The 24009-nt window shown below is 63.3% G+C and carries 29 protein-coding genes; 12 read left to right on the plus strand and 17 right to left on the minus strand.

Going from position 1 to position 24009, the window contains the following annotated elements; genetic code table 11:
* Window positions 1–17: 17 nt before the first annotated feature.
* On the minus strand, window positions 18–701 hold the full coding sequence (locus tag J2X76_RS29360) for an NnrU family protein (RefSeq protein WP_310221126.1): 684 nt from the start codon (window positions 699–701) through the stop codon (window positions 18–20).
* 10 nt (window positions 702–711) lie between these two features.
* Complete coding sequence (locus J2X76_RS29365) at window positions 712–867, minus strand: hypothetical protein (RefSeq protein ID WP_167551678.1); 156 nt, start codon at window positions 865–867, stop codon at window positions 712–714.
* 121 nt (window positions 868–988) lie between these two features.
* On the opposite strand from J2X76_RS29365, the gene J2X76_RS29370 reads away from it, so the two are divergent.
* The 6 genes from J2X76_RS29370 (at window position 989) to J2X76_RS29395 (ending at window position 6694) form a co-directional block, all read left to right on the plus strand.
* Window positions 989–1534 (plus strand): cytochrome c oxidase subunit 3, encoded by a 546-nt coding sequence (locus tag J2X76_RS29370; RefSeq protein WP_310221129.1) that lies wholly within the window; start codon window positions 989–991, stop codon window positions 1532–1534.
* Between the two features lie 16 nt (window positions 1535–1550).
* Entirely contained in the window at window positions 1551–1823 is a 273-nt protein-coding gene (locus tag J2X76_RS29375; RefSeq protein ID WP_113131019.1) for a cytochrome C oxidase subunit IV family protein, read from the plus strand.
* A 246-nt stretch (window positions 1824–2069) separates the two neighbouring features.
* Entirely contained in the window at window positions 2070–2522 is a 453-nt protein-coding gene (locus J2X76_RS29380) for a cytochrome c (RefSeq protein WP_113131020.1), read from the plus strand.
* Between the two features lie 22 nt (window positions 2523–2544).
* Window positions 2545–3891, plus strand: coding sequence for a cbb3-type cytochrome c oxidase subunit I (locus J2X76_RS29385; RefSeq protein WP_310221132.1), 1347 nt, complete (start codon window positions 2545–2547; stop codon window positions 3889–3891).
* 82 nt (window positions 3892–3973) lie between these two features.
* Window positions 3974–4786 (plus strand): CbbQ/NirQ/NorQ/GpvN family protein, encoded by an 813-nt coding sequence (locus J2X76_RS29390; protein ID WP_405030121.1) that lies wholly within the window; start codon window positions 3974–3976, stop codon window positions 4784–4786.
* 9 nt (window positions 4787–4795) lie between these two features.
* The gene (locus tag J2X76_RS29395; RefSeq protein ID WP_310221134.1) at window positions 4796–6694 is read left to right on the plus strand and encodes a VWA domain-containing protein; all 1899 of its coding nucleotides are present in this window, start codon (window positions 4796–4798) and stop codon (window positions 6692–6694) included.
* 67 nt (window positions 6695–6761) lie between these two features.
* Here J2X76_RS29395 and hemN read toward each other — a convergent pair whose 3' ends face one another.
* A complete protein-coding gene (hemN, locus tag J2X76_RS29400; RefSeq protein WP_310221135.1) occupies window positions 6762–8114 on the minus strand; it encodes an oxygen-independent coproporphyrinogen III oxidase in 1353 nt (450 codons plus the stop codon).
* Window positions 8115–8315: 201 nt separating this feature from the next.
* Between hemN and J2X76_RS29405 the strand changes: the two genes are divergently transcribed.
* From J2X76_RS29405 to J2X76_RS29425, 5 genes are read left to right on the plus strand one after another with little or no spacing between them, the layout of a single operon-like run.
* A complete protein-coding gene (locus tag J2X76_RS29405; RefSeq protein ID WP_113131024.1) occupies window positions 8316–8585 on the plus strand; it encodes a DUF2249 domain-containing protein in 270 nt (89 codons plus the stop codon).
* A gap of 12 nt (window positions 8586–8597) precedes the next feature.
* Window positions 8598–9956 (plus strand): hypothetical protein, encoded by a 1359-nt coding sequence (locus tag J2X76_RS29410; protein WP_310221138.1) that lies wholly within the window; start codon window positions 8598–8600, stop codon window positions 9954–9956.
* The gene (locus J2X76_RS29415) at window positions 9953–10474 is read left to right on the plus strand and encodes a DUF2249 domain-containing protein (protein ID WP_310221140.1); all 522 of its coding nucleotides are present in this window, start codon (window positions 9953–9955) and stop codon (window positions 10472–10474) included. Before J2X76_RS29410 ends, J2X76_RS29415 begins: the two co-directional genes overlap by 4 nt.
* Window positions 10467–10763: a metal-sulfur cluster assembly factor gene (locus tag J2X76_RS29420; RefSeq protein ID WP_310221142.1), complete on the plus strand. Its 297-nt coding sequence runs from the start codon at window positions 10467–10469 to the stop codon at window positions 10761–10763. Before J2X76_RS29415 ends, J2X76_RS29420 begins: the two co-directional genes overlap by 8 nt.
* Complete coding sequence (locus J2X76_RS29425; protein ID WP_310221144.1) at window positions 10760–10960, plus strand: hypothetical protein; 201 nt, start codon at window positions 10760–10762, stop codon at window positions 10958–10960. Before J2X76_RS29420 ends, J2X76_RS29425 begins: the two co-directional genes overlap by 4 nt.
* Window positions 10961–11025: 65 nt before the next feature.
* On the opposite strand, the gene J2X76_RS29430 is transcribed toward J2X76_RS29425, so the two are convergent.
* The gene (locus J2X76_RS29430; protein ID WP_113285535.1) at window positions 11026–11721 is read right to left on the minus strand and encodes a Crp/Fnr family transcriptional regulator; all 696 of its coding nucleotides are present in this window, start codon (window positions 11719–11721) and stop codon (window positions 11026–11028) included.
* A gap of 233 nt (window positions 11722–11954) precedes the next feature.
* Here J2X76_RS29430 and J2X76_RS29435 point away from each other — a divergent pair, with 233 nt between their 5' ends.
* On the plus strand, window positions 11955–13172 hold the full coding sequence (locus tag J2X76_RS29435) for an NnrS family protein (RefSeq protein WP_310221145.1): 1218 nt from the start codon (window positions 11955–11957) through the stop codon (window positions 13170–13172).
* Window positions 13173–13225: 53 nt separating this feature from the next.
* Here J2X76_RS29435 and J2X76_RS29440 read toward each other — a convergent pair whose 3' ends face one another.
* From J2X76_RS29440 to J2X76_RS29500, 13 genes are all read right to left on the minus strand, one after another.
* Window positions 13226–14842, minus strand: coding sequence for a copper resistance protein CopC (locus J2X76_RS29440; RefSeq protein ID WP_310221146.1), 1617 nt, complete (start codon window positions 14840–14842; stop codon window positions 13226–13228).
* Window positions 14843–14873: 31 nt separating this feature from the next.
* Window positions 14874–15401 carry a YcnI family protein gene (locus J2X76_RS29445; RefSeq protein WP_310221147.1) on the minus strand — a complete coding sequence of 176 codons (528 nt, stop codon included), beginning with the start codon at window positions 15399–15401 and terminating at the stop codon, window positions 14874–14876.
* A 149-nt stretch (window positions 15402–15550) separates the two neighbouring features.
* Window positions 15551–15712, minus strand: a complete 162-nt coding sequence (locus J2X76_RS29450; protein ID WP_310221148.1) for a hypothetical protein — start codon at window positions 15710–15712, stop codon at window positions 15551–15553.
* A 4-nt stretch (window positions 15713–15716) separates the two neighbouring features.
* Complete coding sequence (locus J2X76_RS29455; RefSeq protein WP_310221150.1) at window positions 15717–16103, minus strand: hypothetical protein; 387 nt, start codon at window positions 16101–16103, stop codon at window positions 15717–15719.
* A gap of 143 nt (window positions 16104–16246) precedes the next feature.
* Window positions 16247–17290 (minus strand): L-idonate 5-dehydrogenase, encoded by a 1044-nt coding sequence (locus J2X76_RS29460; protein WP_310221151.1) that lies wholly within the window; start codon window positions 17288–17290, stop codon window positions 16247–16249.
* Window positions 17291–17386: 96 nt separating this feature from the next.
* Window positions 17387–18334, minus strand: coding sequence for a 2-hydroxyacid dehydrogenase (locus tag J2X76_RS29465; RefSeq protein WP_310221152.1), 948 nt, complete (start codon window positions 18332–18334; stop codon window positions 17387–17389).
* A 171-nt stretch (window positions 18335–18505) separates the two neighbouring features.
* Window positions 18506–19273, minus strand: a complete 768-nt coding sequence (locus J2X76_RS29470) for an SDR family oxidoreductase (protein ID WP_310221153.1) — start codon at window positions 19271–19273, stop codon at window positions 18506–18508.
* A gap of 52 nt (window positions 19274–19325) precedes the next feature.
* Window positions 19326–20000 (minus strand): 4-carboxy-4-hydroxy-2-oxoadipate aldolase/oxaloacetate decarboxylase, encoded by a 675-nt coding sequence (locus J2X76_RS29475; RefSeq protein WP_310221155.1) that lies wholly within the window; start codon window positions 19998–20000, stop codon window positions 19326–19328.
* Window positions 20001–20092: 92 nt separating this feature from the next.
* Window positions 20093–20929, minus strand: a complete 837-nt coding sequence (locus tag J2X76_RS29480; protein ID WP_113284351.1) for an ABC transporter substrate-binding protein — start codon at window positions 20927–20929, stop codon at window positions 20093–20095.
* Window positions 20930–20960: 31 nt separating this feature from the next.
* Window positions 20961–21728, minus strand: a complete 768-nt coding sequence (locus J2X76_RS29485; RefSeq protein ID WP_310221158.1) for an amino acid ABC transporter ATP-binding protein — start codon at window positions 21726–21728, stop codon at window positions 20961–20963.
* Window positions 21725–22480, minus strand: coding sequence for an amino acid ABC transporter permease (locus J2X76_RS29490; protein ID WP_113284349.1), 756 nt, complete (start codon window positions 22478–22480; stop codon window positions 21725–21727). The genes J2X76_RS29485 and J2X76_RS29490 overlap by 4 nt, the downstream gene beginning before the upstream one ends.
* Window positions 22477–23184, minus strand: a complete 708-nt coding sequence (locus tag J2X76_RS29495; protein WP_310221160.1) for an amino acid ABC transporter permease — start codon at window positions 23182–23184, stop codon at window positions 22477–22479. Before J2X76_RS29495 ends, J2X76_RS29490 begins: the two co-directional genes overlap by 4 nt.
* Entirely contained in the window at window positions 23181–23963 is a 783-nt protein-coding gene (locus J2X76_RS29500) for an SDR family oxidoreductase (protein WP_113131258.1), read from the minus strand. The genes J2X76_RS29495 and J2X76_RS29500 overlap by 4 nt, the downstream gene beginning before the upstream one ends.
* Between the last annotated feature and the right edge of the window lie 46 nt (window positions 23964–24009).

Below are 24009 nucleotides of genomic sequence, written 5' to 3' on the forward strand. Positions count from 1 at the left end.
CTTCCCCCGAGTGCCGATCAGCCGCCAAGAAAGAGAAGCGGGTCCGCACCCACCAATGCCGCATGCCCGCCGCCGAGAAGCCAGACCAGTGACGCCACCGTGCAAAGCAGGGCAGCAGCCATCGGCACGTCTATTGTAATTTTTGCCTTACCATTGATGACCGCTGCGAATGGAATGACGGAGGTTCGCGAAGAGGCCGATGGCCAGGCCGACCCCAGCGACCGACGCGCCCTCTTTTCGAGCATGAAGAAACCACCGGCGGAAAAGGCGGCGAAGCCGCCGAACAGAAGCAGCGAACGCAGATCTCCGTTTGGAGGAATGTGCCCGACCGACCAGCAGAGGAAACCCCAGAGAACCGGATGGCGCGTGACGGCCACGATCGCATCCGCCTCGCCTCCCTTGCGGAACGAGATCGAGAAGGGATTGCGGCTGAAGAGGCCTGCCAGAACCAGGAAAAGCCCGATCGGCGAAAGCACGAAGGTTGGCCAGGCCTGCCATGGCCTGGGTTGCCAGATTTCCACATAGTCGAGGCTCAGCGCGGACAGGATAAGCCAGGCAAGGGCAGCCGTGGAAACGACGGAATAACCGGCAATATAGCTCCCATGCCCCGTCCACCCGATCAGCGTGCCGCGGATCTTCGGGATTGCAGGGATGGAATGCAGGGCGATGAAGGCCCCGAAAGCCAGCAGAAACTGCGCCATGGCAAGGCCGCTACTGTTGCCAGAAGAGAACGCCCGCGATGGCGACCGAAAAGACCACCGCGGCGAGCGAGCTGTAACCCTGCAGGACGCCCATCCGTTTCAGGGCGATGGCGAATATGACAATGATCGGGGCGGCCATCAGCAGGCCGACTTGTGCATCAGACATGGCAAATCCTTGGTTTACCGCCATCCTAACCCCTCTATCGGCCGTTTCTTTGCGATATGACAAAGAGCCGGATCTGTATTGCCTTCATCTTCCCTTGCGGAACAATACCGGAGGTTTCGGAATGGCGGCAATCACGACGACCGAGGAGAGGGATGAAGGCGGCGACCTTCTTCTCTGGGTGCTCGTCTGGGGCGAACTCGCGGCTTTCGGTATCCTGCTGACCGGTTATGTCGTCATGTCCATGCTGCATCCGGAAAGCTTTGCGCTCGCAAGGCTGCATCTCGCGCCGCGGCTGGCCGGGCTCAATACTGTCGTGCTGCTGGCGAGCAGCTGGCTGGCGGCGCTGGCCGTCGGTTCCCAGGGAAAACCTCGCCGGCAACGCCTCTTCCTGCTCGGGGCCGCATTTCTGGGTTTCCTCTTCGTCGCCCTCAAATTCGCCGAATACCGGTCCGAATGGGCGGCGACGGGCGATCAGAACCTGCAGACCTTTTTCGAACTCTACTTTCTCATCACCGGCTTTCACCTCGCCCATGTCGCCTTCGTCGGCCTTCTCTTCGTGTTGGCGGCAATCAGGCTCGAGCGTTCGACGATCGTCACGCTGACAACCATCTGGCACGTCATCGACATCGTCTGGCTGGTGATGTTCCCGCTGATCTACCTGAGCTAGAGCAAAGGACATTCCCATGGACGATTCAAGACTTTTCGGCAGCGCCAACTGGGTGATGATGCTCGGCATTGCCGGCGCTTTGATCGCCGCGCAATGGAAGCACGAGGTGATACCGGCGGTCGCACTTGCCGTCATCCTCGTCATGGCCGTTGCGAAGATAAGGCTCATCGTGCTCGACTTCATGGGCCTGCGGGGGATGCGGCCGAATCTCGCCAGGGCGCTGATGGTCTGGCCGGTCTTTTTCTCCGCCCTCTCGCTCGGCAAGGTCGTCCTGGCCGCCATTCTCTAGGCCCGGCCTTCCTCTCGCCTTTCCCTGCCTGAACACAAGCCTGGCCCACGGTCGCCCGCGCCGATTGGAAAGCAAATACTTACATTTCAAAAACTGGCGGGCTTCTCCGGCACCGCTTTTTTGTTTGGTAAATCGCAAAGAAGGCCGGCGAAAATCCCTTCATAGAAGTCCCCGGGGGTCTGGTCGCCTTAATGTCGACCGGCCCCGCAGCAACCCGCAAGGCATCCGCACAAAGGGGACATGAGGATGGCAGAACGCCTCACAAAGACCGGGGCACGTAACGTCTTTTACGGCGGCTCCGCGTTCTTCTTCTTAATCTTTCTCGGGCTGACCGCCCACAGTCACTATTACATGCGAACCACGTCCACCGACGAGGCCACGCTCACCGATTCCGTCGCGCGCGGCAAGCACGTCTGGGAAAAGAACGCCTGTATCAACTGCCATACGATCCTCGGGGAAGGCGCCTATTTCGCCCCCGAGCTCGGCAATGTGTGGAAGCGCTGGGGCGGCGATACCGATCCGGACACCGCCCGTTCGACACTGAAGGCCTGGATGGCCGCGCAGCCGAGCGGCATCGAGGGCAGGCGGCAGATGCCGCAGTTCAACCTGACGGAACAGGAACTCGACGATCTGGCCGACTTCCTCGAATGGACCAGCAGGATCAAGACCCAGAACTGGCCGCCGAACGATGCCGGCTGATCTCACGGGAAGGGAAAAACACATGAAATATCAAACCCAGAAGGTCGCGATGCTGTATTTCTACGGCGCGCTCGGCCTGTTCATCGCCCAGGTCCTGTTCGGTGTTCTGGCAGGAACGATCTACGTCCTGCCGAACACGCTGTCCGAACTCCTGCCCTTCAACATCGTGCGGATGATCCACACCAATGCGCTCATCGTCTGGCTGCTGATGGGCTTCATGGGATCGACCTATTACCTCCTGCCAGAGGAGGCGGAAACGGAGCTGTTCAGCACCAGGATCGCGGTCGTGCAGTTCTGGCTTTTCCTCATCGCGGCGGCGATCGCCGTGGTCGGTTACCTGTTCCACTATCATGAAGGCCGCGAGTTTCTCGAACAGCCGTTCGTCATCAAGGTCGGCATCGTCGTCGTCGCGCTGATGTTCCTGTTCAACGTGACGCTGACCGTGCTCAAGGGCCGCAAGACGGTCGTCACCAACATCCTGATCTTCGGCCTCTGGGGCGTGGCGATCTTCTTCCTGTTCGCCTTCTACAACCCGGCCAACCTCGCGCTCGACAAGATGTACTGGTGGTACGTCGTCCATCTGTGGGTCGAAGGCGTCTGGGAACTGATCATGGCCTCGGTGCTCGCCTTCCTGATGATCAAGCTGAACGGCATCGACCGCGAAGTGGTCGAGAAATGGCTCTATGTGATCGTCGGCCTTGCCCTCTTCTCCGGCATTCTCGGTACCGGCCACCACTTCTACTGGATCGGCGCTCCCGGTTACTGGCAGTGGATCGGCTCGCTCTTCTCGACGCTGGAAGTGGCGCCCTTCTTCACCATGGTCATCTTCACCTTCGTGATGACCTGGAAGGCCGGCCGCAAGCATCCGAACCGCGCCGCCCTTCTCTGGTCGATCGGCTGCTCGGTCATGGCCTTCTTCGGCGCCGGGGTCTGGGGCTTCCTGCACACGCTGTCGTCGGTCAACTATTACACCCACGGCACCCAGGTCACCGCAGCGCATGGCCACCTCGCCTTCTTCGGCGCCTATGTGATGCTGAACCTCGCCGTCATGGCCTATGCCGTGCCGGAACTTCGCGGCCGCAGCCCCTATAACCAGTGGCTTTCGATGGTCAGCTTCTGGATCATGTGCACGGCCATGTCCGTCATGACCTTCGCCCTGACCTTTGCCGGCGTCCTTCAGGTTCACCTGCAGCGCGTCCTCGGCCAGGGCTACATGGATGTCCAGGACCAGCTGGCGATCTTCTACTGGATCCGGCTCGGCTCAGGTGTCTTCGTGCTCATCTCGGCGCTGATGTTCCTCTGGGCCCTGTTCGTCCCCGGCCGTGAACGGCAGCCCGCCGGCACGACGAGCGTCCAGCCCGCCGAATGACGTGACGCGGCTCCGTCTCGCCGGCGGAGCCGCGCTTTCCACCCCTTCAAGATCCCCATCCTTTGAGACCAAGGACATCCCGATGACCATCGCTTCTCCGATAAAGCCCGTCGAGGCAGCCGCGATTCCGCACTACATCCCCGCCAGCAACGAATGCGAACTGTTCGAAATGGCCTGGAAGCGGCAGCTTCCGCTGCTCCTGAAAGGTCCGACCGGCTGCGGCAAGACCCGTTTCGTCTCCCATATGGCGGAGCGTCTCGAACTGCCGCTCGCCACCGTCTCCTGCCATGACGATCTGGCCGCCGCCGATCTCACCGGCCGCTTCCTCCTGAAGGGCGGCGAGACCATCTGGGTGGACGGCCCGCTGACGAAGTCGGTGCGCGGCGGCGGCATCTGCTATCTGGACGAAATCGTCGAAGCGCGGAAGGATGTCGCCGTCGTCATCCACCCGCTGACCGACGACCGCCGCATCCTGCCGCTCGAAAGAACCGGTGAGGTGCTGGAGGCGCCAAAAGAGTTCATGCTCGTCGTCTCCTATAATCCCGGCTATCAGAACATCCTCAAGGCGCTGAAGCCTTCCACCAAGCAGCGCTTCGTGGCGATCGAGTTCGATTTCCTTCCCCGGGAACAGGAAGTGGCGATCGTTGCTGCCGAAAGCGGTCTTTCCGAACGGCATGTCGTGCCGCTGGTCACCCTTGCCCACCGCCTGCGGGCCCTTAAAGGTCACGACCTGGAGGAAGGCGTTTCGACACGCCTGCTCGTTTATTGCGCCTCCCTGATCGAAAGCGGTCTTGCCCCGCGCCATGCGATACGGGCTGCCATGATCGAGCCGCTGACGGACGATCCGGACGTGCGCGCCGCGCTGATCGAAGTGGCGAATGCCATTGTTGCCTGAGGTGCTCTGATGCTGGATTTTCTCGAGCTGGAAGAAACCGTCGGCAAGGCCTGGCATCGCCTGGTCGGCCAGACACGAAGCCTGCCGCGCTATCCCGAGCAGGCGGTGGCGCTGGACGACATGAAACCCGTCCTCGCATCCTGCTTCCGCGGCTTCGGAGGCGATCACGCGGTCCAGCTCGTGGCGGCCCACCAGCGCACCTCGAAACATCGCCTGAAGCTTCGCCAGCTCGTCGGGTTGGGCGAGGAGCGGATTGCCCGGTCGGGTCGGGATTTCGCCCGCGCGATGCTTCCGGATGTCATCGACTTCTTTCCGGACCTCGGCCTCAACCGGGCCCTCTACATCTGGCTGACGGCAGCCATCGCCACGCTGCCGGAGACCAGGCCGACCGCGCTGGATCCTCTCGCAAGGGATAGAGAGCGGCTGCATATGGCAATCTCCAATGTGGAGGCGACGCTTGCCGCATTTCCCGGCCTGCGATCCGTCTACCGGAGCCTCTGCCAGGCGGTGCTTGCCGAGCGTCACCGCGGCCGGCTTCCCTCGGTGGAACGGCTGCTGGAAAGCAGGATCGTCAGCCTTCTGCGGGCAGGCGCGGGCCTGCCGGACGACACACTGAGCGCCATCTTCCCCCGCCATGCCCCGCCCGGCTATCAGCCGATGATGGACGTGCCGCTCTGGCCGGAATTCCTCCCCCGGGAGGAAAGCCGTTCCTCGGCGGAGGATTCGGAAAGCCCGCTCGCTGATCCGCAGGGTGCGGCCGGCAAGAGGCGGTTCAGCGCCGAGCGACAGCGGGAGGACGAGGCGCGTTCCGAGCGGAGCCCCTTCATCCTCAACCGCTTCGAGAAAATCCTGGCGATGACGGAAATGGTCAATGTCGACCGGCCGACCGACGACAAGCCCGAGGAGGACGGCAAGGCGGCCGAGGACCTGGACGAAATGGTTCTCGGGCATCGGAGGGAACGCCCCTCTTCCCGTTTCCACTTCGACCTCGATCTTCCGCCGGAAATGGTAGACCTCAAGGAAATCGCCGCCGAACTCACCTATCCCGAATGGGACTACCGGAAGGCCACCTATCTGAAGAGCCATTGCCGGGTTCTCGCCGTCCCGACATCGGCGACGGGGGAACACCTTGAAACATCCGATGACACCAAGGCCCTGGTCAGGAAGGTGCGCAAGCAGTTCGAGATCCTGCGGCCGCGCCAGGAAATGCTGAAATCGCAGCTGGATGGGGTGGAACTCGATCTCGACGCTGTCGTCCGGCGCCGGACCGATCTCCTGGCCGGCGGGCAGGCAACCGACCGTATTCATCTCGCAAGCCGGCCGCGCACGCCCGATCTCGCCGTCACAATCCTCGTCGATGTCTCGCTTTCCACCGATGCCTGGATCGACAACCGGCGGGTTCTGGATGTCGAGAAGGAAGCGCTTCTCGTCCTCTCGCAGGGCTTGAGCGCCTGCGGCACGGACCACTCCATCCTCACCTTCACCTCCCGCCGCCGCTCCTGGGTGCGGGTCGAGACGGTGAAAGGATACGACGAGCAGCTTTCGCCAGCCGTGGAAGACCGCATCGCCGGCCTGAAGCCCGGATATTACACCCGCCTCGGCGCAGCACTTCGGCACGCCACCGCGGATCTGGCGAAACGTCCCAACCGGACGCGCCTGCTTCTGGTGCTGACCGACGGCAAGCCCAACGACATCGATCACTACGAGGGCCGTTTCGCGATGGAGGACAGCCGCCGCGCCGTGCAGGAGGCGAAGCGCCTCGGCGTCAACGTATTCGCCGTGACGGTGGACAAGGATGCGAAATCCTATCTGCCGACGATGTTCGGCCGCAACGGTTATGCGGTCGTGGCCGACATCTCGAAACTTCCGGCGGCTCTGCCCGCCATCTATCGCGGCCTGACGGGATAAGGGGATCCCGGCCGCGCGGGAGGTCCGGCTCGGCGGATCGCCGGACCTCCATTTATCCGCTCAGAACCTATGCCGCCTTGCTGAACGACCTGCCGGTCTTGTTCAGATAGGCATCGAACGCCGAAGCTGCGGCCCGGACGATGAACCGGTGATCCTCAGAGACGCGAATATCCCCGCCTCGGCGCTCGATCAGCCCGTCCCGTTCCAGTTCGTCGAGCCGATCATTGCCCTGCAGCAGCAGGTCGGCATCGAAGCCGTGCGCCGCCGCAAGGGCGGCAATATCCACCGCGAAATCGCACATCAGCCTTTCGATCACGTCGCCGCGCAGACGGTCTTCCGCTGTCAGGCGGTAACCCTTGGCAACCGGCAGTTCGCCTTTCGATACCCGGGTCGCATAGAGGCCTGGCGGAACCTCGTTCTGTATATAGCCCTGCGGCAGCTTGCCGATCGAGGACGCGCCGAGCCCGATCAGCGCCTCGCACGCATCCGTCGTATACCCCTGGAAATTCCGGTGCAGCCGGCCTTCGGTCTGCGCCACGGCAAGGTCGTCGCCGGGGAGAGCGAAATGGTCGAGGCCGATCCGCACATAACCCGCGGCCACCAAGGCATCTGATATCGCGGATGCCTGGAGCGCGCGCTCCCGCGCATCGGGAAGCGCTGCCTCGTCGATAAGCCGCTGGTGTTTCTTGAAGCTCGGTATATGCGCATAACCGAAGACCGCGAGCCGATCCGGCCGCATGCGGACGGCCGCTTCGACGGTCTCGACGCAGGACCTGACCGTCTGGAACGGCAGCCCGTAGATGAGGTCGAAGTTGATCGCGTTGATGTCGTTGCGGCGGAGGTGTTCCACCGTCTCCATCGTCGTCTCGACGCTCTGGATGCGGTTGATCGCTTTCTGCACCTTCGGGTCGAAGCTCTGGACGCCAAGGCTTGCGCGGGTGACGCCCGACTGACCGAGCGCAGCCGCCATCTCCCCGGTCAAGGTGCGCGGGTCGATTTCGACCGCCGCATTGACGACCGGCGCAAAGCCGAGACGGCTGCGGAACGCATCCATCAGCGCGATGAATTCCTCCGGCTTGATGATGGTAGGCGTGCCGCCGCCGAAATGGATTTCGCCGACACTGAAACTGTCGGCTCGAGCGGATGCCAGAAGTTCGATCTCCCGGTGCAATGTCTCGACATAGTCGAGGATGGGCCGGTCGCGCTCGGTAATCGTGGTGTGACAGCCGCAATACCAGCACATCGACCGACAGAAGGGGATGTGGATATAGAGCGAAGTCGGTTGTCCCTCGGGCAAGGCCTTCAGCCAGGACAGATAATCGAGGGCGTCGAACTCCGGGCTGAAGTTCGGAGCCGTAGGATAGCTCGTGTAGCGCGGCAGCCGTGCATCGCCATATTTCTCGATTATCGCTGCGGACATGTCGGGCTCCTTTCCGGTTTTCATCGGAAAGCATTTATCTGCCCGGCGCCGGCCCCTCTTTGTGCAAAGTCAACGACAGCGCCGCGTTTTTGCAAAATATTTGTCCCGACGCAAATTTCCCCGGATGCGCCGCTGCTAAATCAGGAAGGCGGCAGGGATCGGCCAGGCCGCAGCCCCAGCTTGAAAGGCCCAGAACACACCATGTCGGATATTCAGATCCCTTCCATCGATGTCAGGACGCTCGCTCCCGCCGAACGCCACCCGAAGATTTTTGGCGTGCTGACGTCCCTCATCCCGGGCGGCATCATGCATGTCACCAGCGACCATGATCCTCGTCCGCTGCACTACCAGATCGAGAGCCGGTATCCGGAACAGTTCGACTGGCAATATCTCGAACAGGGCCCGGATGTCTGGCGCGTCGAAATCCAGCGGGCGCAGGGTTCCGGCTGCGACTGCTGCTGCGGTCACTGAAAGACGAAAGCCATGCCCGGCGCCACCCTTTCCCGCTGGACAATGTCCTATTTCGCGACGGCGCTGGTCTGCCTGGTCGCCGGGCTGGCCTTGATGACATCGGGTTTCGGATATCCATCCGCTCCCATCGAGGATCCGGCCTCGCTGGTGATCGTTCATCTGATCGCGATCGGCTGGCTCGGTCTCCTGTTCGCCGGATCGCTGCTTCAGTTCGTGCCGGTGATCGCCTCGCAGCAGCTGCGATCACCCTATCTCGCCCTGCCCGCGCTGCTCCTGACCGTGATCGGGTTGCTCCTGCTGCTGACGGGGTTCCTGGGGATGGCCGATATCGCGCCCTTCTGGACATGGACACTCCCGGCCGGAGGCATCCTCCTGACGCTGGCATTCACAGGCCTCTGCTGGATGGTCGCGGGTACGCTCGCAGCAGCCCGGCCGTACTCGCTGCCGGCAAAGTTCGTGGCACTCGGCTGCTTGGCCATGATCGGCACGGCCGTGCTCGGGATGCTGTTCACCCTTCCCCTCTCGGGCCTTACCGACAATCCGCATCTCGTCGGCCTGGTGCTTTCGGCCGGGCGGGCACATGCCTATCTCGGCCTTTACGGATGGATGACCGTCACCGCGATCGGCGTCAGCTACCGCCTCCTGACCATGTTCCTGCTGTCGCCTGAAAGGACGCGCGGAACAAGTCGGGCGATCGGCTGGCTGCTGGCTGCCGCTCTTCTCACGGTCGGCTGCAGTATCGTCCTCGATGGAGCCGGCCTGCCCGCGGACTGGCCGCTTTACCTGGCGATCGCCCTCTCCGGGCTTGCCGCTCTTCTCTACGCGGCGGATGTCCACGCGATCTTCCGCGAACGGAAACGGAAATCCGTGGAACTGAACGTGATGGCGAGCCTCGTTGCGATCGGCATGCTGGTCTTCTGCTTCGTTCTTTTCGCCGCCTCGATCGCGGTCGGAAATCCGGCCGAAATGATGATGCCGATTGCCTATCTCTTCACGTTCGGCTGGCTGACCGGGCTCGGCCTCGGGCAGCTCTACAAGATCGTGGCATTCATGACCTGGCTGGAATTCTACGGTCCCGTTCTCGGGCGGGCGCCAGTCCCGCGCGTCCAGGACCTGGTCAACGAGCGGCGCGCATCCGCATGGTTCCTGCTCTATTTCGGAGCCACTGCCGCAGCGACCGCCGCTTTGTTCCTCGACAGACCGGACATGGTCAGGGGGGCTGCCCTCGTCCAGCTCACGGCCGTCTGCGCGCTGGGCTTCGAGTTCATCCAGGCCCGCCGCCTCGCCATGGTTCCGGCCGCAACCAGACTTCCGTCCGGCATCGCCGCACGACGGCTCTTCTTACCAAGCTTCAACGGGAGGTCACGATGACCCAGGAATTCAAGGAACTCGACGTCAGGCCCATTCTGAAAAACGGCGGCGAGCCGTTCGAAGCGATCATGACGGCGGTCGGTGCGCTGCAGCCCGGCCAGGGGCTGAAGCTGTTTGCGCCCTTCAAGCCGCAACCGCTCTATCGCGTCATGGATGCCAAGGGCTTCGATCACGCCGTCTTGGAACTCGAGGGCGGGGACTTCGAAGTGCGCTTCACGCCGCGCCAGGAAGAAGCGGTCGCACTCTCCGAAAACGCGGTCTCGCCTGAACTGTGGGCGGAACCGTCCGTACAGCTCGACCTTTCCGACCTCGATCCGCCGGAACCGATGCAGCGAATTCTGGCGCAGACCGAGGCACTGAGCCCGGGCAAGGTGATCTTCGCGGTGCTTGCCCGCGAACCGGTCTTCCTGTTCCCCGAATTGACGCGCCGCGGCCACCAATGGGTCGGCAATTTCGACCGGGACGGCAGCGCCTACCGGATCATGATCCGCATCGGCAAGGAGGCGTCCAATGCCTGACGCATCCGGCCACGCCAACCTGACCGAGCGCGTCAGGCAACAGCTTTCCATGGTCATCGACCCGGAGATGGGCCGCAGCGTCGTGGACATGGGCCTGATCTACCTCATCGAGGCGGATCAGGCCGGCGACATGCACATAATGATGACCACCACGACAAGAGGCTGCCCCGCCTCGACCTTTCTGACGCAAGCAGTCCAGGCCTGTGCCGCGTCGGTCTCGGGTGTCCGGAGTGTCGAGGTGGCGCTGACCTACACTCCGCCGTGGAACCCTTCGATGATGACGTCATGAAGCTTCCGAAACTGATCAGGCGGTGGAAAGAAACGCGGGACCAGGATATGTCGCGGCTTTCCCCGGATGCGAAAAATGTCCAGGACCAGCGTCTTGCCGTCTACGAGATGATCGCGGCCGGCACAGCGGACGACCCGGCCTTGTTCATCATCGATGAAATCGAGCGTCTGAGCGAGTCGGTCGCCCGGGATTTCTGACACAGCCCCTTTAATCCCGCATCATCCGTTTCAGAAGGCCTTGGTGGCCTTCTGTCCCGCTCCCGTTAGTCCTTCGTGCTTTCCGCCAGGGCCAGCAGGCCGTCGGCATCCTTGACCAGCAGCTTCTGGCGCCCGCCTTCGACCAGCCCCTTCGCTTCCCATGCGCTCATGATTCTGGAGACGGTATGAAGCGTGGTGCCGGTCATCTCGGCGATGTCCTGCCGGGAAATCGGGAAATCGACGCGCACCGCGTCCCCCTCCTTGCGGCCGGCCTGCTTGATCAGCCGCAGCACGGCATGGGCGACACGCTGCTCGACCTCCTGCGTCGACATTTCGCGGATCCGGGCATGGGCTTCTTCCAGGCGCTGCCCGATCGTCTGCATCGCCGTGACCGCAAGGCGGGGATTGCGATCGACGAACTGGGGCCAGAGCTCGGTCGGCCAGCAAAGCGCGATGCTTTCGGCCACGGCCATGGCCGTGCCGGGATAGTCCATCCGTTGAAGCGCCTTGGCGAAACCGAACAGATCACCCGGATGGACGACGCGGACGATGATCTGCTGGCCGTCCTCGGTGACCTGCGTGACTTTCAGCCTTCCATGCAGAAGCAGATAGAAATGCGTCGCGGCCGCGCCCTGCTCGAACACGGCTTCGCCGACCGGCACCCTGCGGGAGGTTGCATGCGTGAGAAGGGCGTCGGTATCGGCATCCTCCATTCTCTCGAACAGGGGAAAACTTTTCACGAGGCTCTTATCGATCTTCAACGGCTTATGCTCCGCTAGGGGTCGATGGGACCCTAGCATAACCCGTGCCGGGATCGAAGATGCGGTATTGCCGCGCCCCGACATTCCACCGATCAAACCGGTATCGCGGGGACGCTCCCACTGCGCGGCGAGCACTTCACCTGCAACAGACATTCCCTGTTTGCTTGCGACGCCGCAAAGAAGGGTGACATCGCCGCCGCTATAAGACTGTCGGAAATCAAGGAGCTCCGAAGATGACGACAATTCCGGCGGCAAGGCGACCTGGCGGCGTCCCCAGGGGACTTTCCACGACAGCCCCGATCATATTCTCCTACGGCTTCAGGCCGTTCTTTCTCTCCGCGGCGCTCTGGGCGATCGTCGCGATGCTGCTGTGGATAACGAGCCTGGCGGGACTGACCGATGTGGCCGAGACCTACGGCACGGTCCATTGGCATGCGCATGAGATGCTGTTCGGTTATGCAAGCGCGGTGCTTGCCGGTTTCCTGCTCACCGCGGTGCCCAACTGGACCGGCAGATTGCCGGTGTCCGGGTGGCCGCTGGTGTTTCTTTTCCTCGTCTGGGTCGCCGGCAGGCTGGCGTTGCTTCTGTCGGACTATATCGGGACTACGGCCGCCATTCTGGCCGACAGCGTCTTTCTGCCGCTTCTTCTTTTCATCTGCGTGCGCGAAGTGGTCGCCGGCCGGAAGTGGAAGGATCTGAAAGTCGTCGCGGGACTGATGGCCCTCTCGGTCGCAAACGTCCTCTATCATCTGGCGGTGACCGCCGGGCAGCATCCATCCTTGGGGATCAAGCTTGCCCTTTCGGCCTATACCGCAATGATCCTGGTCGTCGGCGGCCGAATCATTCCGAGCTTTACCCGCAACTGGATCAACAAGACCGGCCGGACGGATTTTCCCGCCGCCTATGACCGCTTCGACACGGCCGCCATCCTGTGCGGGGTCGCCGCCCTGGCAGCCTGGATCGTTCTGGACGACGGAAGGCTCGTCGCCGGAGCGGCGGGACTGGCGGCCGTCATGCATGCGGTCCGGCTCGCACGCTGGCGGGGCTGGACGACGACGGCGGAAATACTGGTGACGGTGCTGCATGTCGCCTACCTGTTCGTGCCGCTGGGTTTCCTGGCGATCGGCCTGGCAGCCGTGAACCTTTTCGACGAGACGTCGGCAATCCACGTCCTGAGTGTCGGAACCGTGACCACGATGATGCTCGCCGTCATGACAAGGGCGAGCCGGGGCCATACCGGACGGGTGCTCACCGCTTCGCCGACGACGATCGCTTCCTATGCGGCGATCGTGCTCTGCGCATTCCTGAGACCCAGCGCCGGCCTTTTCCCCGAATTTGCGAGCTTGATCTATTCGCTGTCCGGCATCGCATGGCTTGCCGCTTTCGGCCTTTTTGTTCTCGAATACGGCCCGATGCTGATCCGCGTAAGGCGGCGGGTGGCGGAAGGATAGGGACTATCGATCCCGACGGCCCGTCCCGTCCGGCGCGGCCCGTCGGGCCGAGATCAGGGCGCGATCTCGGCCTCCCCCTCCATCCTGGTGATCTCGAAATCGCTGATGATCACGTCGAGGCGAAGCCGCCATCGCCCGGGAAGAGGGAGCACGATATCGGGCACCGTCCAGCCGTCCTTTCCTTTCGCGGCCTTGCGCCTTATCGGCTCGATCCCCGCCCCGGGGTTGGACAGCACAACCGTCACATCCTGAGGGTCGAGCGGAGACCCGTCGCCCTTGGCGATGACCGCCGATATCGCCACGTCCCCGACCCGGGCGGGCGTGATCCTGACATCGGCCACGGCCTTGCCGGTCTGCAGGCGAACCACGGCAGTCCTTTCGACTTCGGCGACCAGGGCGCGTGGGGGCGGCGTGAACCGCCATGTCGCAGCCACGGCAAAGATGAGGAGCAGAACGACCGTTTCCACCGCGATCGAACGAACCAGCAGACGGATCGCGCCCGGCTCTCCCTTTTCCGAACCGGACGTGAGTTTCCACCGGTTGAAGGCCGCCAGGGCAAACAGCAGGATCAGCAGCGCGAGCTTGACGAGGAAAACGATCCCGTAAGCCGTCGTCACCAGCCCGGCCGGTGTGCGGACCTGGACGACCGCGAGCACGCCGCCGGCCGCGGCAAGCACCAGAACGGCCCATGGTATGAAGACCGAGAAGCGGTGTAGTGCCACGCCTGCCGCTTCACCGCCCTTTCTGAACTCGGCGAGGAGCGGCAGCAGCGCACCGGCCCAGATCGCGATGGCCGCGACATGCAGAAAGACGGCCGGGCGCATCAGCCATTGCGGATCTGCGGCGCTCGCATGCCCGCTGAGGCAAAGGGCGAATGCCGCCGTCATGACGGCCGATATGGATATCCAGCGGGCGTCCTTGCCTGGCCCGCAGGCCAGGGCAAGCCCCGCAAGCGCCAGCGCGGCAAGCGCAAAGATGACGGTCGGGCCGAAACTCGTGGTCATTCCCGCCGTCCAGACCCCGGGCGCGAAAAGCCGCGGGACAGGCTCACCCACCGTATCGAGACCCTGGAAGCCGGCCGAAAGCAGGGCACCGGCAAAACCTGCGCCAAGAGTGACCGCGACCTGTCTCAGCGCCTTACCGGAACCGCCCGCGAACCAGTGGATCGCAAAAACGCCGCCGACGCCGAAGAAGAGACCGACATAAAGTGCGACCTTGCCAATCCAGAGACCGGCGCGGACCGGCCAGTCGATATCGGCCGCAGCCCCCCGGGCATTGCCGTTCGGCTGCCCGATGGAAAAGACGACCGAACCGCCGATCGGGTGACCGTCTTCCGAAACGACCCGCCAGGAGAGGAGATAACTGCCGCCCGAGAGGTCGCCGGGCGGCGTGATCTCGATGGTCCTGTCCTTGAGGACGACGTTTTTGAGAACCACGGTGCTCCGGTCAGGTCGCGTGAGCTTGAGACTGGTCGGCGAGACGGGCTCGCTGAACGTCAGCGTGATCACGCGCGGCGCCGTGGACACGACCGAGCCGTCCCGCGGCTCGGTCGTGTTGAGGGATGCATGGGCGCATGCCGCCGCCGCCATGACCAGCCACAGCAGGATCGTGGACACGAACCGCGGCAAGATGCCGGTCAGGGAAATTGCCTTGTCGCAAAGCGGCGTCATCGGCCTTCATGCTCCCGCGTGGACGGATCGTTCAGTTGCCAGCCTTCTGAAGAAGCTTGACGCCGGGCGCCGGCAGTTCGAGGTCCGAAGCCTTCTGGCCTGCGGCCGGCACCTCGATCCAGCGTTCCTTGAGGCCTTCCGGGCACTCCTGGATCACCGGGAAATAGAGCATGTCGCCGGGCTTCAGATCGGCGGCAATCGTACCGCGCAGGACGAACTCGTCATACTCGTCGTCACCGAGATTGCCGCCGCTCCAGACCACTTCCTTCACCCCTTCGGTAACGGGAGAGCCGTGATTGTCATAGGCCTTGGCATAGGCGCCCTTGACCTTGTCGAGCGTCCAGCCCGCCTTCGGCTGCGGCTTGACGCCGTAGAAACCCTCCGGGATCTGGACGCGCACCGTGTTCGTCGGCTTGCCCTCGCAGCCGTGCGGCACGCGCAGCACCGCCTTGTAGGTCGAACCTGCGGGAGCTTCCTTTCCTTCCAGGGTGATATGCGCCAGCGCGGCGGTGCTGCCGAACATCAGGACGGCGGCGGCTATGGTGATTTTCTTCAACATGTAAATTCTCCGTACGTGGCCGCGCCATGGGCGGCCTGGTCTCGAGCGGCCGGCAGCCAGCATGGCTCCAGTCCGATATGGGTTGGTGGCTTGAAAGGGCGATCCCGCCCATGCTTCCGTCTGCCGGTCGCCGGCAGCTGCAACGGCTTTCACTGCGCCGTTGCCGATTGGCCCTCGGGTGAGATCACGAGACAGAAGCGCGCGGGATTGCCGACCGAGAGCGCCTGGCGAGCCTTCAGGTTCGCGTGGGCCTCGCTTAAATCTCCGGTCTGCATGCCATATCGCAAGACGCCGAACGTCTTGCGCGGCATCCGTTCAGGCGGCCTGAGGTGGCGCGCGGGGATTTCCGGGGGAGGTCTCGGGACGTTCGAAGGGACCTGTATCCGCTTCGATCGGAACCAGTCTGGAACTGGCTTCCAGCCGGTTGCTCAGAAAATTGTCGGAAAGTTGCGGTGCAAGCACCGGAGCGAGAATACTGCACGCCTGGGTGCAGCATTCGGGCAGCTTTGATCCGTCCTTATGATCGGACTTGCCGCCGATGTCGGCATGGGTGATGCAAAGCGGGTTTCCAAAATCGTCGAGGACGGGAGCCGCGACCGTCGAGCCGAGAAGCACGGACCCAAGCAGCATCTGCAAGACGAGCGCGTAGGCCACGATCATCGTGAAGACAATACTTGAGGCAGGTGTCCTGCGGTTTTTCACGATCCCCTCATCAGCTGCGGCAGCCCCGGATGTCCGGTTTGGACACCCGTTACTGGCACGGCGCAGTCATGTCTGTCTATGCGCCCTTCCGTCACAGCGTTCTTTGATGCGCATCAACTCCCGGCTCATTGGCAACCGAGGGGCTAGAACGCGAGCTGGACCTTCATTGATTTTGTTCTGTCTGCTGCGGTTTCGAATGCGTTGACGGCGTCGTTGATGGGGAAGATTGCGGTGAGGAGCGGTTTGAGGTCGACGCGGCGCTTGCCGATCAGGTCGACGGCGAGGCCGAATTCCTCGTGGAAGCGGAACGTGCCCTTCATCTCGATTTCCTTGGCGACCACCACGTTCTGGGGAATGGCGACGTCGCCGCCAAGCCCGAGCTGGACCAGCACCCCGCGCGGCTTGAGCACCTCCAGGCCGGAGCGGACGGCCCGCTCATTGCCCGACGCCTCGAACTGCACGTCGAAGTAACCCTTGTTGGCCGAATAGGCGGCAAGCTCCTCCGGATGGCTGGCGACATCGATGACCCGGTCGGCGCCGATCGCCAGCGCCTTGTCGAGGACCGCGGCCATCACGTCGGTCGCGACGATCTCGCGGGCGCCATGGGCACGCGCGGCGATGATCGCCAGCGCCCCGATCGGGCCGCAGCCGGTGACCAGCACCCGCTTGTCCGCGAGCGAGCCGGCCCGGTTGACCGCATGCAGCGTCACCGCGAACGGTTCGGCCATCGCCGCCTCGTTGATCGAGACGCCGTCCGCGATCCTGTGGCACTGCCACGGTTCGGCCACCAGCCGCTGGCGGAACGCACCCTGGATATGCGGCATCGGCATCGCCGAGCCGTAGAAGCGCATGTTGAGGCAATGGTTCTGCTGCCCCTTCAGGCAATAGTCGCAGGCATTGCAGGGCCGGCTCGGCGAGACCGCCACCCGGTCTCCGACCGCAAGGGCAGACACGCCCTCCCCCAATGCCTTGCCAAGGGCGACGATCGTGCCGGCCACCTCGTGGCCGAGGATCATCGGCTCGCGCAGCCGCACCGTGCCGAAGCCGCCGTGATTGTAATAATGCAGGTCGGAGCCGCAGATGCCGCCGGCCTCGATGGCCACCTCCACCTGGCCGGGGCCGAGCGCTTCGACCTCGCGCTCCTCGATGCGCAGGTCCCTGGCGGCATGGATGACGACGGCTTTCATGGGCTTTTCCTCTTAAAGGCAGGCCGCCGCGCAAGGGTGTAAAACGGCCTTGCGATTACGGCATGCGTCAAAACAAGGTCCGAAGCGCAACGCGCTTCAGACGACGGGCGTGGGCAGGGCGGCGCCGGCAAAATGGGCGGCGAGATTGTCGCGCACCAGCCTGCCCATCGCCTTGCGGGTTTCGATCGTGCCGGATGCGTGGTGCGGCTGGACCAGAACGTTGTCGAGCTTCAGGAACCGCGGATCGAGTTTCGGCTCGGCTTCGAACACATCGAGCGCCGCCGAACCCAGTGCGCCGCTTTCCAGCGCCTCGAGCAGCGCTTCCTCGTCGATATTCGACGCGCGCGAGATGTTGATCAGCATCCCCTCCGGGCCGAGAGCGGCAATGACATCCTTCGAGACGATATGGCGGGTGGCGGCCGATGCCGCCAGCGTCACGAACAGGAAGTCCGAGCGCCGGGCGAGCTCGACCGGATCGGCGACGAAGGTCATGCCTTCGCCATGGGGTTTTTCCGCGACGTCGCTATAGGCGATGTCCATGTCGAAGCCCTTCAGCCGTTTGGCCACTTCGAAGCCGATGCGGCCAAGCCCGAGCACGCCGGCCTTGCGGCCCCAGACGCGGCGCTTCAGCGGATAAAGGCCCTTCTCCACCCAGCTGCCGTCCTTCACCCAGGTTTCCGCGCCGATCATGCCGCGCGACTGGACCAGCATCATCGCCACGCCAAGGTCGGCGACGTCGTTGGTCAGCACGTCCGGCGTATTGGTGACCCGGATGCCGCGCGCCCGGCAGGCGTCGAGATCGACCGCGTCGTAACCGACGCCGTAGACCGAGACGACTTCGAGCTTCGGCAGCCTGCCGATCAGGTCGGCGGAGGCGCCGAGCTCGCCGCGCGTGGCGATGGCGCGGATGCCCTGCGCATGATCGCGGACGAAGGCGTCGCGGTCTTCGGCCTCGTAAAGCTTCAGCACGTTGTACTGCGCTTCCAGTTCGACGAGATCCCATTCCGGGTAGGGCCCGACGAGCAGGATGTCCGGCTTGGCCATTGTGTCCTCCAGGGTGATGTTGTTCGATGGTTTGTCGCCATGGCGTACGGCCATGGACGCGATATGGATGCGATGCGGGCCACCGCTGCCGGCCCTCACCAGGGCCGGCCGGTCCCGACGGTCATGACGTTTCCCCTGCCCGCCTGGAAGCGCCGCTGGCCCGGACGGCTCCTAAAGCGAGGTGGTGATGCCGCCGTCGACATAGAGCGTGTGGCCGTTGACGAAGGAGGACGCCCGGCCGGCGAGAAACACCGCGGCCCCCACCAGTTCCTCGACATTGCCCCAGCGCGCCGCCGGCGTCCGCTTCTCCAGCCAGGACGAGAATTCCGGGTTGTCGACCAGCGCCTGGTTCAAGGGCGTCCTGAAATAGCCCGGCGCGATCGCGTTGACCTGCAGGCCGTGTTTTGCCCAGTCCGTGCACATGCCGCGCGTCAGGTTCTTCACCGCGCCCTTGGTGGCCGTGTAGGGGGCGATGCCGGGGCGGGCCAGCTCGCTCTGCACCGAGGCGATGTTGATGATCTTGCCCTGCCCGCGGCCGATCATGTGACGCGCCACCGCCTGGCCGACGTAAAAGACGCTGGAGACGTTGGTCTTCATCAGCTGCTCCCAGCGGTCCACCGGAAACTCCTCCAGCGGGCTGCGGAACTGCATGCCGGCATTGTTGACCAGGATGTCGATCGGCCCGATCCCGGCCTCGATCGCGTCCACGCCCCGCCTGACCGCCTCGGGATCGGTCACGTCGAAATCCGACACCGAAACGACGGCCCCCGCCTCCTGCAACTGCCGCGAGGCGGCCTCAAGCTTGCCGGTGTCGCGGCCATTCAGGACGATCGCTGCGCCGTGATCAGCCAGCCCCTTGGCCAAAGCAAACCCAATCCCCTGCGACGAACCCGTCACCAAAGCACGCCGACCCGAAAGATCAAACAATCCGTAAGTCATCGAAATTCTTTCCGAAGAGAAACCGTCGCCTGCCGACGATTGTGGCTGAGGCTCAGATATCGACGACCAGGCCCTTGGCTTTCAGCACCGGCTCGAGATTGCTGACCTCGATGACTGACTTACCCTGCTTGTAGGCCGCGATATAGCCGGCTTCGGCATCTTCGCGGGCCTGGGAAAGCCGTGCGGCCTCCTGGGCCTCCGCGCGGCGGACAACCACCAGCCCGTCGGCATCGCCGACGATGATGTCGCCGGGATTGATCGTTTCGCCGCCGATGATGATCGTGTCGTTCACGGCCGCGATCGTTTCCTTGACGGTGCCCTTGATGCAGACGCTCAGGGAAAACACCGGAAAGCCGAGGTCCCTCAGCTGCAGCGTGTCGCGGACGCCCGTGTCGGTCACCAGGCCGCCGATGCCCTTCGCAAGGCACGCATTGGCGAGAACGTCGCCGAACGAACCGGCCTCTTCGTATTCGCCGGCGGACACGACGATGATGTCGCCCGGCTTGGCATAGTTGATCGCGAGCTGGAGCATGATGTTGTCGCGCGGCGCGCATTTGACCGTGAATGCCGGGCCGCACAGCTTCATGCGATAATCCACGGGCTTCAGGCGCGACGAGAGCGCTCCGCGGCGTCCCTGCGCTTCATGGATGGTAGCCGGCGAAAATTTGGAAACTGCCTCGATGTCAGCCTTGCTCGGCCGTTCGGGGATATCTTTTATGTGGATCATGGAAACCTCCCACGGTTAGGCCGACGGCGGGCACGCCCCGCCGCCTGCACTCTTGCGTGTTTGCAATTGGATGGAGTAGCCGGGCCGGAGCCTCAGGGGATCGGGTCGAACTTCAGTTCGGAGAGCGGCACGACCTTGTCGTTACGCGTCATCTTGTATTCGGTATCCGGGCCAAGCCACTTGTCCCAGATCTTGTTGAGCTCGCCTGACGTATCGAGCTTGCGGAGCACCTCGTTGATCTTGGCGGTCAGGGCCGGATTGTCCTTTGCCATGCCGATGCCGATCGGCTGGAACAGCATCGGATCCTCGATCATCCGCATTTCCTTGCCCTTGGTCTTCGACTCGTTGACGAACTTGGTCGTCGTCATCGTGTTCGCCACCATGCCGCGCGCCTTGCCCTGCTGGACGGCAAGATAGGCGGATGCGGTATCCTGGAAGGTCAGCGGATCGGACTTGTTGAGCTTGATCGACATTTCCGAAGTCGAGCCCTTGGTCGAGGCGATGCGCTGGCCTTCGAAATCGGCCTTTTTCTTGCCGGGGTCGTCGGCCGGGACGATCAGCATTTCCTTGGCGAGGTAGTAGGGGTCGCTGAACTGGATCTGCTCGGCGCGGCTCAGCGTATAGGCAAGGTTGGCAACCGTGATGTCGACGCGGCCGAGCTTGACTTCCGGCACGCGCGCCTCGACCGAGACCGGCTTGATTTCGGCCTTGACGCCCAGTTCCTTGGCGATCGCGTTGCAGAGATCGACGTCGAAACCGGCCATTTCGCGGGTCTTCGGATCGGGCGCCGCGAAAGGCACGACATCCGCGAACGTCGCACAGCGAAGCGTCTTGGCCGACATGATCGTATCCAGCTGATCCGCCTTTGCCGGCAAGGCCGCCGCGGCGCCTGCCAGCATGGTGGTCAGGGTGAGGAATTTCCAGTTCATTGCTGTTCTCCTTTGTTGTTGGTCGTGGTTATCAATGGCGCAGATCGGCGAGGAACCGCTGAGCACGAGGATGCCGGGGGGTCTTGAAAAACTCTTCGGGCGGCGCCGTCTCGAGTATCTGCCCCGCATCGATGAACCAGATGCGGTCGGCGACATCGCGGGCGAAGCCCATTTCATGGGTTACGCAGATCATCGTCATGCCTTCGGATGCGAGGCTCTTCATGACCGCCAGAACCTCGCCGACCATTTCCGGATCGAGCGCGCTGGTCGGTTCGTCGAACAGCATGACAGGCGGCTCCATGGCGAGCGCCCGCGCTATCGCCACCCGCTGCTGCTGCCCGCCGGACAGCTGCCCGGGATAGGCCTGCGCCTTGTCGGCGAGCCCGACCCGATCGAGAAGCTTGAGCGCCTTTTCGTGGGCAACATTCGCCGCCACGCCCTTCACGCGGACCGGCGAGATCGACACATTTTCGACGACCGAGAGATGCGGAAACAGGTTGAAGTTCTGGAACACGAAACCGATCCGGCTGCGCAGGGCGTTGAGCTCCCGCGTCCGCATCGCCGCATGGATGTTCTGCCCGTCGAGGGTGATCGATCCGCTGTTGATCTCCTCGAGACGGTTGATCGTGCGGATCAGGGTGGATTTGCCTGAACCGGAAGGCCCGCAGATCACCACCACCTCGCCACGGGCGACTTCAGCGTCGATATTCTTGAGGACCGGATAGTCGCCATAGCTCTTGCAAACGTCCGAAAGGCGGATCGTCTGCAATGGCTGGATCTCTGCTGCCGAGGTGCTCATAGCTGCTCCGATACGATTTTGGCCGAGACGAGCGCCGGGGCTGCGGCGCCGGACAAACCGGCGCGGCGGCGCGTGATGCGGCGTTCGACGAGGTTGGCAACATGCGTCAGGCTCCAGCAGATCGCGTAGTAGACGACCGCAAGGATGAAGAAGACCTGGAAGGGCTGCGTCAGGAGCTGGTTGTTGACCTGGCTCGCCGCGAACGTCAGGTCCGGCACATTGATGACGTATCCGAGCGTCGTATCCTTGATCGTCGAGACGAAGGTCGAGATGATGCTCGGGATCATGTTGTAGAGCGCCTGCGGCAGGATGATGAAGCGCATCGCTCCGAGAGAGCTGTGCCCCAGCGCACGTGCGGCATCCATCTGGCCGCTGCCGAGTGCGACAATGCCGGCGCGCACGACCTCGCTCAGGAAGGCGCCCTGGTAGACGACCAGCGTCGTCAGCATCGTCACGAAGCTCGGCACGTCCGCGCCCGTCCAGAGCGGAACGAGGAAATAGCTCCAGAGGATCAGCATCAGCAGCGGCACGCCGCGGGTGATGTAGACGAGCGCGGTGACCGGCCACCGCAGCAGCCGCCATTTCGACAGCCGCGCCAGCGCCAGCAGGATGCTGACCGGGAAGGCGAGCGCGATGCTGAGCGCCGACAGGATCAGCGTATTTGCAAGCCCGCCCAGCGGGCCATTCGGATATTGGCCGATCAGCAGCAGGAGCCAGTAGTCCTGGATGATGGCGATGACATCGTGGATCATGCGCGCGCACTCCGGACCGGATCGGCGCGCATCGACAGGTAAGCGCCGGCGCCCATGATCAGAAGCGAGAAGAACAGGTAGAGGACCGTCCCGATCAGATAGATCTCGAAGGTGCGGAAGCTCAGATTTTCCACTTCCTTCACGGCATGCGTCAGTTCGGACGCACCGATGACGATGGCGAGACTGCTGTTCTTGAACAGGGAGACACTGTGGTTGATCAGCGGCGGAAGCGCATTGCGCACCCCCTGCGGCATGATCACGAAGCGCATCGCCGAGATATAGCCGTGCCCGAGCGCCTTGGCGGCCTCCATCTGGCCGGGGCTGACGGAGCGAAGGCCGGACCGCAGGTCCTCGCTGAAATAGGCCGCCTGGCACAGGCCGAGACCGATAACGGCGAAAATCGCTTCGGCATTATGAGCCGCCAGCCAGGAGGTCAGGCCCGCCGGAAGCAGCGTGAAAATCCCGAAATACCACAGCATCAGTTGGACGAGGGTCGGCACGTTCCGGTGATAGGAGACATAGGCCGCCACCGCCCTGTCGCCGAAGCGAAGCGGCGAAAACCGGATGCACAGGAGCAGGAGCGCGAGTATCATGGCCAGCAGCCACGAGCCGACATAGATGACGAAGGTCATCTCGATGCCGTGCAGGAGCATCGACGTATATTCGGGGTTTCTCAGGATAGCCGAGAGATCGAAGCCGTTCACCGCCCCGGCTCCCTGGAACTGTCCGGGCCTGCCGGAGCCGGCTGCGGCCGGGCGGTCTGCAGTCCGCCCATGACCTGCAATGTCGGCGTGATCTCCATGTGCCCGATATTGACCGCGACCGGCGCGGCAATCGCAAACGCGATCGCTTCCGCGATATCGGCTGCCTGCGGCAGTTCGAAACCTTCGATGAACCGTTCCCGGATGCTGGGGTCGTCGCCGTGGACATGGTTGAAGATATCCGTCGCGACCCGACCGGGGCAGATTTCCGTGACCCTCACGCGCTTGCCGAACGCGTCGATGCGCAGCTGGTTCGACAGCATGGCGACGCCGGCTTTGACGGCGTGATAGATGGAATTGCCGCCGAAATTGTAATTGCCGGCGATCGAGGAAACGTTGATGACATGACCTCGATCGCGGGCGACCATTCCCGGCACGATCAGACGGCAGATGTGGAGAACTGCACGAAGATTGACATCCACGAGGAGATCGATGTCGCTCTCGTCCGCTTCCAGGAATTTCTTCGGGCGATCGACGCCGGCATTGTTGACGAGGATATCGAACTCGACGCGACCGGCAAGTTCGGCCAGTGCCGGCCGGTCGGTGACGTCGATGACATGCGCAATACATCCGGTGCGGGCGGCCAGATCCCGCAGCGCATCGCCGCTGCGGGCAACCGCGTGAACCTCGATATTCTCACGCCGAAGCCGCTCCACCACAGCAGCGCCGATACCGGAAGAAGCTCCGGTGACCAATGCGGTTTTGTAATCGGAGAATGGCATTCTGATCCCCTTGTTGTTGTAAATGACAGTAGCGAACCTTTGATCT

Source organism: Neorhizobium sp. 2083 (assembly GCF_031455615.1).
Classification (GTDB): Bacteria; Pseudomonadota; Alphaproteobacteria; order Rhizobiales; family Rhizobiaceae; genus Neorhizobium.